General features: G+C 74.5%; 7 protein-coding genes. 1 reads left to right on the top strand and 6 read right to left on the bottom strand.

What is annotated here, in order from left to right:
* Positions 1–608 precede the first annotated feature (608 nt).
* The 4 genes from ABS735_RS11225 to ABS735_RS11210 are packed head-to-tail and all read right to left on the bottom strand — an operon-like array spanning position 609 to position 4,887.
* Complete coding sequence (locus tag ABS735_RS11225; protein ID WP_373906242.1) at positions 609–1,214, bottom strand: GTP-binding protein; 606 nt, start codon at positions 1,212–1,214, stop codon at positions 609–611.
* A gap of 49 nt (positions 1,215–1,263) precedes the next feature.
* On the bottom strand, positions 1,264–1,659 hold the full coding sequence (locus tag ABS735_RS11220) for a DUF742 domain-containing protein (RefSeq protein WP_076973432.1): 396 nt from the start codon (positions 1,657–1,659) through the stop codon (positions 1,264–1,266).
* Positions 1,660–1,669: 10 nt separating this feature from the next.
* Complete coding sequence (locus tag ABS735_RS11215) at positions 1,670–2,104, bottom strand: roadblock/LC7 domain-containing protein (protein WP_373906243.1); 435 nt, start codon at positions 2,102–2,104, stop codon at positions 1,670–1,672.
* Positions 2,101–4,887 (bottom strand): nitrate- and nitrite sensing domain-containing protein, encoded by a 2,787-nt coding sequence (locus ABS735_RS11210; protein WP_373906567.1) that lies wholly within the window; start codon positions 4,885–4,887, stop codon positions 2,101–2,103. Before ABS735_RS11210 ends, ABS735_RS11215 begins: the two co-directional genes overlap by 4 nt.
* Positions 4,888–5,313: 426 nt before the next feature.
* On the opposite strand from ABS735_RS11210, the gene ABS735_RS11205 reads away from it, so the two are divergent.
* The gene (locus tag ABS735_RS11205) at positions 5,314–5,838 is read left to right on the top strand and encodes a hypothetical protein (RefSeq protein WP_373906568.1); all 525 of its coding nucleotides are present in this window, start codon (positions 5,314–5,316) and stop codon (positions 5,836–5,838) included.
* 103 nt (positions 5,839–5,941) lie between these two features.
* Here the strand turns inward: ABS735_RS11205 and ABS735_RS11200 are convergent, their stop codons facing one another.
* On the bottom strand, positions 5,942–10,630 hold the full coding sequence (locus tag ABS735_RS11200) for a hypothetical protein (RefSeq protein ID WP_373906244.1): 4,689 nt from the start codon (positions 10,628–10,630) through the stop codon (positions 5,942–5,944).
* 87 nt (positions 10,631–10,717) lie between these two features.
* Positions 10,718–11,599, bottom strand: a complete 882-nt coding sequence (locus ABS735_RS11195; protein WP_373906245.1) for a hypothetical protein — start codon at positions 11,597–11,599, stop codon at positions 10,718–10,720.
* Between the last annotated feature and the right edge of the window lie 32 nt (positions 11,600–11,631).

Below are 11,631 nucleotides of genomic sequence, written 5' to 3'. Positions count from 1 at the left end.
GGATCGGGCGCGGCACGGACACGGGATCGGGCGCGGCACGGACACGGGATCGGGCGCGGCACGGACACGGGATCGGGCGCGGCACGGACACGGGATCGGGCGCGGCACGGACACGGGATCGGGCGCGGCACGGACACGGGATCGGGCGCGCCGCGCCGGGCCTGCACCATTGCTGCTTCCGCGCGGTGCCCGCCCGCTCTGTCTTCCGCGCCGATCCGAGGCTGTGCCCGCGCCGCGCCTGCCGGCTTGTGCTCCCGTGCCTGCACCGCTCCCGCCTCCGCGCCGTGCCCGCCCGTTACCGCTTGCGCGTCGCTCCCGCCCGCCGCTTCCCCGAAGCAGCAGCGGGCGGGCACAGGCGGGTGTGGGAGAGCTGGGGGCGCGGGCCGGGGTGCCGCGGCGCCAGGGGGCGGGGGCGGCGGATGGCCGGTGGTGTGCGCCGGTGAGGTGGGGGCCTTCAGCGTGGTCGTGCGCCGGCGCCCCCTGCTGGATGCCCACTCGGGGTCCCCTGCGGGGACGGGCCTACTCGGCCTCCCCTGCTGCGTGCCCACTCGGCGCTTCGCCGCCGGCCGTGCCGCGACCCGCACGGGGCCGGCGGGGTGGACTGTCGTTCAGGTCGTGACGGCGCTGCGGCGGTCCGCCGCCTGGGCCATCGCGTGCTGGACGACGCCGATGAGGACCTCCTTGACGGACTCCCGGTCCCTGGCGTCGCACATCAGCAGGGGCACGTCCTCGTCGAGATCGAGCGCCTGGCGGACGGTTTCGGCCGGGTAGCGCGCCGATCCCTCGAAGCAGTTGACGCCGACCACGAACGGGATGGAGCGCCGCTCGAAGTAGTCGACGGCGGCGAAGCAGTCCTCCAGGCGCCGGGTGTCGGCCAGGACGACGGCGCCCAGCGCGCCCTCGGACAACTCGTCCCACATGAACCAGAACCGCTCCTGGCCGGGCGTGCCGAAGAGGTACAGCACCAGGTCCTCGCGCAGGGTGATCCGCCCGAAGTCCATGGCCACCGTGGTGGTGTGCTTGCCCTCCATGCCGCTGACGTCGTCGACGGGCCGCCCGGCCTCGGTGAGCAGTTCCTCGGTGCGCAGCGGTCTGATCTCGCTGACCGCGCCGACGAGCGTGGTCTTGCCCACGCCGAACCCGCCGGCCACCAGGATCTTGAGCGTGACGGGCTCGACCGGCGGCTTGCCGCGCTGGGAACGCCCGAAGATCATCGGTCTCTTCTCCTTAACGTGCCGCCGCCCGACGTGTCCGGGGGCCGGCTCACAGTGCCCTCAACCCGTTGATCACGTCGCGCAGGATGTTCTCGTCCGGCAGCTCGGCCGGGGGTACGGGCCGGTTCACGTGGACGAGTTCGATGTCCACGAGGTCGCCGACCAGGACCCGCACGACCCCGACGGGGAGGTCGAGTTCGGCGGCGAGTTCGGCGACCGACTGCGGGGTGTCGCGGCACAGGCCGACGATGTCCACGTGCTCCGGGGAGAGGGTGACGTCCGCCTCGGGATCGTCCGCGTGGGGTTCCGTGACGACCACCGCGATCAGGTCGAGGCGGTGCTGGGCCGCGCTGGTGGTGCGGCCGCGCGTCATGGCGTACGGACGGACGACGGGGCCGGCCTCGTCGTCGAACCAGTGGTTTCTTCCCTGACCGTCTGCGCTCATGTCATCCCACTTACCCGCCGGAGGGCAGATCGGTGCGCGGAGCGGTGCCCAGGTGCACGCCGACCCGCTTGACCAGCAGGGTCATCTCGTAGGCGACCTGGCCGACGTCCGAGTCGGCGTCGGATAGCACGGCCAGACAGCTCCCGTCGCCGGCGGCCGTGACGAAGAGGAAGGCCTCGTCGAGTTCGACGACCGTCTGGCGGACGCTGCCCGCCTCGAAGTGCCGGCCCACGCCCTTGGCGAGGCTGTGGAATCCGGACGCCACGGCGGCCAGGTGCTCGCTGTCCTCCCGGGTGAGGTCCTTGGATGCGCCCGTCGCCAGGCCGTCGCCGGACAGGACGACGGCCTTGCGGATGCTCGCGACACGGTCCACCAGGTCGTCGAGGAGCCAGTTCAGCTCCCCGGACCTGGTCGCGGTGTGGCCGGTCGCCTTCGGTGCGGTCATCGACCGTCCCCCTTAGTCGTTCCTCGTGGTGCTGATGGTGCTGGTGGTGCTGTGCCGCCGGCTGGGTCGTCACCCGCGGCGTTCTCCTTGCGGCCGCGCTGCCAGCCGCGCTGGAGCGAGGCCATACGGCTGCGGACCTCGTCGGCGTCGCGGTCGGCGGGGTCGGAGCGGTCCTCGGTGGACGGTTCGGGGCTCTGCCTGAGCTGAGGGGCCAGGCTGGCCTGCCGTACGCGCCGGGGCAGTGCACCGGGCTCGGCGTTCGCGGACGGAGCGTCCTCGCGGGCGCGTGGCACGTCGCCGTCGCGGCCGGTGGCGGGGCCCTCGGCGCGGCCACCGGTGCGATCGCCGGCGCGGTCTCCCCGGCGGCGGGCGGGCAGGGCCGGGAGCTCGTCCGCCCGGGTCCGGGGTACGGCCGGGTGCTCAGTCCGGTCCGTGCCGGTCGCGGGCGGCTCGTCGGCGGTGTCCCGGGCGGACCGTTCGGGGACCGGGCGCCCGTGCGAGCTGACCAGCTTGGGGGTACGGCGGCGCGGCAGCGCGACCGGTGCGTCCGCCCCGGTCCCGTCCTCGGCCGGATCGTCGCCGTGACGGGGCTCGGGGTGTCGCCGTCCGGGGCGGCGGGCCGACTGGTCGTCGTCGGCCGCGACGAGTGAGCGGCGCGGGCGGAACAGGGCGCCGCGTTCGCTGTCCTGGTCGTCGAGCACGCCCGGCAGGTCGAGGGCGTCGAGGTCGACGGGCGCCTCCAGTTCGACCGGGCCGTCCAGCATCGCGGCCGGCCGCTCGGAGAGTCGGGCGGGCACGTGGGAGAGCGCGGAACGACGGCTCTCCTCCCGCTCCTTCTCCTTGACGGGCTGGGGACGGTCGAGGCGGAAGCCGACGCCGTTGGTGTCCGGGGCGTCGTCGGTGAGCAGCGCGTCCGGGACGAAGACGACCGCGGTGGTGCCGCCGTACGGAGAGGGCTGCAGGGACACCCGGACGTTCTGCCGCTGGGCGAGCCGGCTGACGACGAACAGGCCGAGCCGGTCGGTGTCGGACAGCTCGAACTCGGGCGTCTCGGCCAGCCGGAGGTTGGCGTCGAGGAGGGCGTCGGCGGCCATGCCCAGGCCTCGGTCGTGGATCTCCAGGGTGAAGCCGTTGGCGACGCGCTCGCCCAGCACCTGGACCGCGGTGTGCGGCGGCGAGAACACCGTGGCGTTCTCCAGGAGTTCGGCCACCAGGTGGGTCAGGTCGGCGACCGCCGGTCCGGTGACGGCGACGCGCGGCAGCCTGCGGACCTCGATGCGCTCGTAGTCCTCGACCTCGGCGACGGCGGCCCGCACCACGTCCATGAGCTGGACGGGCTTGCGCCACTGCCGGGAGGGCGCGGCCCCGGAGAGGATGACCAGACCCTCGGCGTGCCGGCGCATGCGCGTGGTCAGGTGGTCCAGGCGGAACAGGTCGGCGAGTTCCTCGGTGTCCTCGGTCCTGCGCTCCATGGTGTCGAGCAGGGTGAGCTGCTTGTGCAGGAGCACCTGGCTGCGGCGCGCGAGGTTGACGAAGACCTCGGAGACCCCCGCGCGGAGTTCTGCCTGTTTGACTGCGGCCTCCACGGCGGCCCGCTGGAGGGTGTTGAGGGCCTGGCCGACCTCGCCCATCTCGTTCCTGTCGTACTCGAGGCGCGGCACCTCGGTCTCGACGTCGACCTCCTCGCCCGCCGACAGCCGGCGCATCACGCTGGGCAGGCGGACGCCGGAGGCTTCGTGGGCCTCCAGGCGCAGCTGCTTGAGGTCACGGATGAGGGAACGGCCGACGCGCACGGACAGGAAGAGTGAGTACAGCAGGGCGATCAGACCGAGCGCTCCGGCGATGACGGCCTTGGCGATGGTGCTGGTGGCGACGGGGTCGACGCGGTCCTGGTAGCGGTCGGCGGCGCTGTCGTCGAGTTCGCCGAGTTCCTTCAGGACGCTTCCGGCGGCGGTGTCCCAGCTCTGGGCGGTGACACCGCGCGGCATGCCGGTGTCGGAGGAGACGGCGGCCTGCTCGGCGACCCGGAGGGGGGCGGAGGAGGCGTTCTTCCAGAAGCGCTGGTAGCGGCCGCGTTCGGTGGCGGGCAGCAGCGGCAGATTGATGTCGTACATCATGGTGCGCTGCGCCACGAGGTCGGAGACGTCCCGTGTCTCCGTGCGGGTGAGCTGTCCGGTGACCAGGGCGGAGCCGAGGAGGGCGTCCTCGCGGGAGAGCAATTCGCGGGCACGGGAGACGTTGACGAGCGCGCGGTACTGCTTGTCCAGGCCGACCTCGTCGACGACGTCGAGGTTGGCGAGCAGGTCGTGGCAGGGGTCGACCAGGCGGTTGTAGAGGCCGAGGGCCTGCGCGCGGTTCACGGTGCCGTCCTCGACGCTGCGGCGCAGGGAGCCGATGCCGTCGAAGGCGTCCAGTACGGCGGTGAGCCGTTCTTCCCCGGCCCGGCCGAGGTCGTCCCGTACACCGGCGTCGGCGGCGTTGCGGCGGATCTCGGCGACGGCCTCGTCGGTGGCGGTGCGGCTGCGCTGCAGGGCGGCGAGTCCGTCGGAGGCGCGCGGGTCGGCGAGGTGGACGAGGGTCTGGCGGCGCTCCTGCTGCAGGACGCGGACGGTGTCCTCGACCGGGTAGCCGATCTTCTCGACGACGGTCGAGACGCTGAACAGCTGTGCCGCCTCACGTCCCGTCAGTACCGTGGCGAAGGCCCAGATCGCGGTCAGGGACACCAGCGGCACGAGGAGCAGCGCCACGATCTTCCGGCGGATCGACTTCCCGCGAAAGCGCATGGCCTCCCCCAGCTCGACCCCCACCGGTGGGGGGTACACATGTGCGTCAACAAACGGCGCGAGCCTACTACCGACCCACAGGTAACTCGAAGACCCATCCGGAGGCCGAACTTCCGTACCTCGGGTCGACGATGGTCAGTTGTCCGGTCATTACGGGAGATTGCGCCCCCGGATCGGCCGACGAATGCGAGGCCGTCGTTCCGGCGTGACGGGCGGATTGGCCGAAATTCTTCGACTGCGCGGGGTTTCCGGGAATCTTGGGGACCCGTCGTTCGTCCTTCACTACGGGAAATGGAGGCGGAATCGGCCACAGGAGCCGCATGCCGCCCCCGGGTGGCGTAAAGCGGCGCAAGCCGGGCAGCCAGAGGGGAGCCGTGTCCTGGGACACGGGCGAGCTGTCTGCTGGCGGTGGGGAGTGACATGTCGATGGGCACGGCGGAGCGGCGCGGGGCGCCGGAAGGTGGCGTGACCGGGGTGAGCGCGCCGGTGGCCTCGGAGGCACCGGATCGCGGCGTCGCGGCGGCCGGGCCGGACACGGGGGCGGGTGAACGCCCGCCGGGGTACCGGCCGTTGTGGAGCGAGGAGCCCGCGCGGCGTCGGCGGATGCCGGATCCGGTGCGTACGGCGGCCGTGCGCGCGGTACTCGTCGTGGCCGTGACGCTGATACTGGCGATGGTGGCTTTTCTGTGCACGCTGGCGGAGTCCTGGCTGGCGTTCCCGATGGTGCTCGCGAGTGTCGCGGGCACGGTGGTGGCCACGTGGGGCGTGCTGGACGTGTGGGTGACCCGACAGGTGTGGAACCAGCGGCACGGTGTGGTGTCGGTGCCGAGCAGTACCGCGCGGGCCATGCGCCGTGAGCGTCGCCGGGCTCGGCGGCAGGCCCGGGCAGCCGAGGGGGGCCGGGAGCGGATAGGCCGGCGGGGCGGCGCGGGACAGCTGTCGCACCCCTGAGCGGTGGGGCGACGGTCGCCCGGCCGTCCCTGGCGGCCGTGCAGCGGACGCACTCGGCCCGTTCGCCGGCACGGTCGTTCTCCGGCCCCGGCTCGCCGACCGGCTACGCGGGCGACTGTGCGGGGCGTTTGAACATGCGGGTCGCCGTGATCTCGCTGTGCACCGCCTCGCCCTCTCCCTCGGCGGCCGGGACGGGCTGGGGCAGGCCCGGCCTCAGGTGCTCCTCCACGCTGATGTACTTCAGGCCCGCCCTGAGGTCGGCGTCGTTGCGCAGCCGGATGACCAGCGGGAACTCGGCCAGCGCGGTCGTGTCGAACAGGCCTGTGGTGTACAGGAGCTGGACGCCGAGCGCGTCGGAGACGGCCCGCTGGAGCTCCAGCAGGTAGGTGGCGTTGGCGCGGCCGATGGGGTTGTCGAGGAACAGGGTGCCGGCGTGGCGGTGCCGGTCGCGACCGCGGTCGTTGCTGCGCAGTGCGGCCATCGTGCAGTACAGGGCGATGGCGGCGGTGAGCAGCTGGCCGCCGGAGAAGACGTCGCCCATCTGGCCGACGGGGACGCGTTCGGCGCGCAGTACGGCGTCGGGCTTGAGGATCTCGACGGCGACGCCCTTGGGCTGTAGGGCGGCGGCGACGCCGCGCAGCAGCAGGGACATGCCGTCGCGGCGCAGGTCGGAGTTCTTCTTCACGGCGGCGCGGGTGGCCTCGTCGACGACCTCGCCGAGCCGCTCGGTCAGGGTGGCCTGGTCGGGCTCCTCGAAGCGGATGCGCAGGAACTCCTGCCCGGACCACTCGCCGAGGCCCTCCGGCAGCCGGGAGAGCCGCTGGGCGGAGCGGAGGGTGGCGAGGGCGGACTCGACCAGGCCGCGCAGCCGGTCCACGATCGAGTCGCGGTTGCGCTCCAGCTGGGACAGCTCGTCGGTGAGGACCCGGAGCCGGGGCGCGAAGGCGTCCGCCCACTTGGCGGCATGCTCGGGCAGCGCGGCCGCGGGCAGTTCGCGGATCTGCTGGCGGGCCGGGGTGCGGACCTGCTCGTAGCGGGTGGAGTTGGCGTGCCGGACGAGTACGTCACTCGCCTCGCGCACGGCGGCCTCGGCGGCGGACAGGTCGGCGGCGCAGCCGCGCAGCGAGCGGCGTGCCTCGGCGGCGGCCCTGCGGGCCTCCTCCAGGTCGCCGGCGTACGGCTCGGACTCCTCCTGCTCCTCCTCGGGCGCGTGCTCGCGCAGCAGGTCGCGGAGCATGGCGGCGATCTCGTCGAAGCCGCCGGCCGCGTCCTCGGCGGCGCGGTGCGCGTCGAGGAGTTCGGCGTGGGCCTCGCGGGCCTGGGCCAGCGCCTCGGTGCGGGAGGCGAGTTCGGCGGTCGCCGTGCGCAGCAGGGTCTGCGCGTGCTCGGCGTCGCGCGGCTGAAGTTCCTCGGGCAGGTCGGTGTGGCGGTCGCCGTCCTCGGGTGCGTGCCGTTCGGCTTCGCCGCGCAGCCGGCCGAGCTGTTCGCTCGCGCTGGACATGCGGGTCTCCAGGAGCTGCACCAGTTCCTCGGCGCGGGCGGCGGCGGCCTGCCGGGAGGGCCCGTCGGAGCCGTCGGGCGACTCGAGGAGCTGTCCGGCGCGCGTGCGGACCTTGTTGCTGAGCCGGTCCAGCTCCGCGCGGGCCGCGCTCTCGTCGCTCTCCGCACGGGCCTGTTCGGCGCGCAGGTCGGCGCCGACACCGACCTTCTCGTACACCTGGGAAGCCGCGCGGTAGGCCTCGCGCAGGTCGGGCAGGGAGGCCTTGGACGCGCCCGTTCGGCTGTCGGTCGCAGCCCCGGTCCCGTCCCCGTTTCCGTCCTCGGGTACGTCGTCGGGGGCACCGGCGATCTCGGAGCGCTCGGCGCGCAGTGCCCGCGCGGTGCGGCGGGCGTCGTCGGCGGCACGCTGGGCGGCGCGCCGGTCCTCGTCGGCGGCGCGGGCCCGCTCCAGGCAGGCCTGGGCGCGGGCCTCGGACTCGGCGCCCTCGTCGGCCAGTTCACGGAGCCTGACCTGCCAGCCGGCGCGTTCGCGCAGCCGGAAGGCGAGTCCGGCGAGGGCGTCGGCGGCGCGGCGGGCCTTCTGCGCGGCCTCCTGCCGCTCGTCCCTCAGGTGGACGGCCTCGGCGGCGCTCTCGTCGGCCTCGGCCCGCACGGTGCGGGCCTCGGTCAGCTCGGCCTCGGTCTCCTCGGCGAAGGCGCGGGCCTCCTCGGCGGTCCGGGCGAGTTCCGCGAGGCGTCCGGCGGGGCAGCCGGTGCGCCAGGAGGCGAGCCGGGCCGCCAGCTCACGGTCCTTGCCGAGGCGGGCGGCGAGGGTGCGGATCTCCTCGTCCCGCTCGCCCGCCCGTGCGCGCAGCGCGTGCCGCTCCTCGTCGGCGGCCTGCTCGTCGTGCATGGCCGGGTTCGGCGGTACGAGGAAGACGTCCCCGGCGCCGGACTCGGGGGCCGGGGTCGGGGCGAGGAGGGCGGCGGCCGTGCCGACGGCGACGGCGGAGCGCGGCAGCAGGGCCGCGTCGCCGAGGACCTCGCGGGCGCGGGTGTGCGACTCGGGGTCGGTGATGATCACGCCGTCGACCAGCTCGGGGCGGGCGGCCAGCACGCGTGCGTGGTCGGCGGGGTCGACGGCCTGGGCGAGGTAGCGCCAGCCGGGCAGGGCGGGAATGCCGTGCTCGCCGAGGAACTCGACGGTGGCCAGCACGTCGGGTCCCGGCGGCAGCAGTCCCCCGTCGCCGAGCGCGCCGAGGATGCGTGAGTCGTCGGCCGCGGCGGTGCGCAGCTCGAACAGCTGGCGCTCGGCGGAGGAGACGGTGCCGTCGAGCAGCTCGCGCAGTTCGTCGGCGAAGCGGTCGAGTTCCTCGGGGGTGAGCGCGCCGTCCGTTGCCGTGGGAGCGGCGGCCCGGTCGTCGCGGTCCGCATCCCGGCGGGGCTGGGGAATGCCCGGTCGGGCCTCGGCGGCCAGGCCGAGCAGCTCGGCGAGCCGTTCCTCCGCGGCCAGTGCCTCGGCGGTGCGCCGCTCGCCCGCGTGGGCGCGCTCGGCCGCGGTGGCCGCGTCCGCCGCGCGGGCCGCGGTCAGTTCGGCGCGGTTCTCCGCGGCGGCGGCCTCGCGGGCGTGCTCGGTGGCCCGGCGGGCCGCCTCGCGGGCGGTGTCCCAGGCGGCGACGGTCGTCTTCTCCGCGTCGCTGGCCGCGAGCGCCGCGCGGGCGGGGTCGGCGTCGGGAGCGCTGTCGTCCAGCCAGCCGGCGCGGACGGCCTCGGCGGTCTCCTGCTCGACCTCGGTGAGGCGCTGGCGCAGGTGTCCGGCCTCACTGCGGGCGCGCTGCGCCTCGGTGGCGGCGGTGGTGGAGTCGCGGTGGGCCGCGTCGCTGACCTCCTGGAGGGCGGCGGACCTCTCCTCCTCCTCGTTGGCGTGGTGCTCGGCCTTACCGGCCGCCGCGTGCAGGGCGCGGACGAGATCGACGGCGGCCTCGGCACGGGCGGCGAGGGCGGGGGCCGCGTCCCGTTCGGCCTCCTGGATGGCGGCGGACACGCGGGCGACCCGGTCGGCGGCGGCTCGGTGGCGCAGTACGGCCTCGGCCGCCTGCCAGGCGGAGTGCAGAGTGCGTGCGTCGGCCAGTTCGCGCTTCTGTGCGGCGGCGGACTTCTCGGCGCCGGTCAGGGCCAGCGAGGCGTGCCGGTAGGCGAGTTCGGCGGCGATGAGACCGCTGCGGTCCCGGGCGGACTCGGCGTGTGTGACGGCGTACGCGGCGGCCGTGACCCGCTGGGCGAGGTCGCCCGCCCGGACCCGTTCCCGGGCGCCGCGGGCGGAGAGCCGGCGGGCCAGGTTCCTGGTGCGGCGTTCGGCGGCGGTGTGGATGTCCCGCGCGCGGGTGCGCGCCTCGGCGGCCTCGACGATCCGGCCGAGGAGGTCGACGGACCCGGCGGTGAAGTCGCGTTCGGCGATCAGCTCGGCGCGCCGGCCCAGCTTGTTGCCGAAGCCGCCGACCAGGTCGGCGAGTCCGTCGGTGTCGCGGGTGTCGGTGACGGCGCGCAGCAGCAGGTCGGTGAAGTCGGAGTCCTTCTTGACCGCGAAGAGGCCGGCGGCCTCGCCCTCGTCGGCGTTCATCTCGCGCTGGTAGCGGAAGAGTTCGGGGTCGAGTCCGAGGTCGCCGAGGTGCTCGATCCAGCGGTCGTGGATCTCCTCCCAGTGCACCTCCAGGTGCGGGTAGGCCTTGCCCGCCTCGGTGAGCGCGTCCCGGAAGCCCTTCATGGTGCGCCGCCTGCCCTGCGCGCCGGATGCGCCCTCGACGGGCGGGCGTACGGCGGTGGCCTCGGCGACCGGCAGGTTGTCCAGGGTCAGTCCGGGTCCGGGCCTGAAGGAGTACCAGGCCTCGGCGAACTTCCGCGGGTCGCCCGAGACCTGCCGTCCGCGCCACTCGCTGACCTTGCCGACGACGACGCACTCGCCGGTCTGCACGTGCTGCCACTCCAGCGCCACGTGGCCGCAGTCGTCGGCGAGCAGGAACTTGCGCAGCACGCCGGAGCTGGCGCCGCCCAGGGTGTTGCGGTGGCCCGGCAGCATCACCGAGAAGATCAGCTTGAGGAGCACGGACTTGCCGCCGCCGTTCTCCAGGAAGAGCACGCCCGCGGGCGCGGGCCGGCGCGGCGGGCCGACGGGCTCGTCCTCGAAGAACTCCGCCTGCGTGGGCGCGGGGTCGGGCACGGGTTCGCCCACACCGCGCAGGTCAAGCACGGTGTCGGCGTAGCGCGCACCGGCGGGTCCGATGGAGTAGAGGCGGACCCGGGACAGCTCGTACATGGCGGACTCTCGTAAGTCTTCGGAAGTAGGGGACGTTCGGACGGGGCGGGGCGGGGCGGTCGGACCGGTGCGGTCGCAGGGGCGGGGTCAGGAGGAGTGGAAGGGCAGGCCGGCGTCGGCGACCAGGTCCAGGTCGTCCGTCTCCTCGGCGGGCAGCAGCGTCGCGGTGCCGTCGGTGACCGGTACGACGCCCAGGTCCAGCAGCTCGGCCATGGCGGCGCTGCCCGCCATGTCGCGTACTTGGAGCTGGTAGCGGGCCGTCGTCCGGTAGGTGCCGCCGTGGTCGTCACCGGTGCGCTGGAGGAAGCCGGACTCGGTGAGGAACGCGGCGGCCTTGCCGACGATGCCGGTGGTGGAGCCGGGAAGTCTGCGCGCGTCCTTGGTGGCGCCGGTCGCGCTGCGCCTGACCCAGATCCGCCAGGCGGCCTCCAGGCCCGGGGCGTCGGTGGCCGGGTCGGTGTTCTCGCCCTGCTGCTCCGCCCGCTCCTCGAGCCTGCGGCAGGCCTGGCGGACGAACGCGTCCACGCCGTTGACCGTGATGCGGCCGATGTAGCCGTCGTCGGCGAGGTCCTCGGGGCGCGGGTAGGCCATGGCGGCGACGGCGAGGTGGGCGAGGCCGTGCAGGAAGCGGTCGCCGGAGTCGGTGGCGGCGCGACGCGCGTAGTCGCCCATGCGGACGGCGAACACCGAGTCCTCGGCGGCGGTCACGGCCATCCCCGCGCGGGGGGACACCTCCAGGACGATCAGCCCGAGGCCGGCCGCCACGGCGTCGGCGAGCCGTGCGAAGGGCGGGTCCTCGCGGTAGCGGCGCAGCAGGTCTGCGTATTCCTGGTCGCGGGCGGGCAGCAGCTTGGGCTGGAGGCCGAAGGCGACGAGCCGCGCCGCGTCGGCGGCGTCGGCGGGCGTGACGGCAGCGGTGGCCGGCGCGGCACCCGCCTCCGGTTCGCTCCGGTCGACGTGCTCGGTCACGGTCGGTACTCCTCGCTGTGCTGTCGCGGTGT

Origin of the sequence: Streptomyces sp. MMCC 100, from assembly GCF_041538145.2 — a bacterium.
Taxonomy (GTDB): Bacteria; Actinomycetota; Actinomycetes; order Streptomycetales; family Streptomycetaceae; genus Streptomyces.
This window is presented reverse-complemented; position numbering and strand designations above follow the sequence as displayed.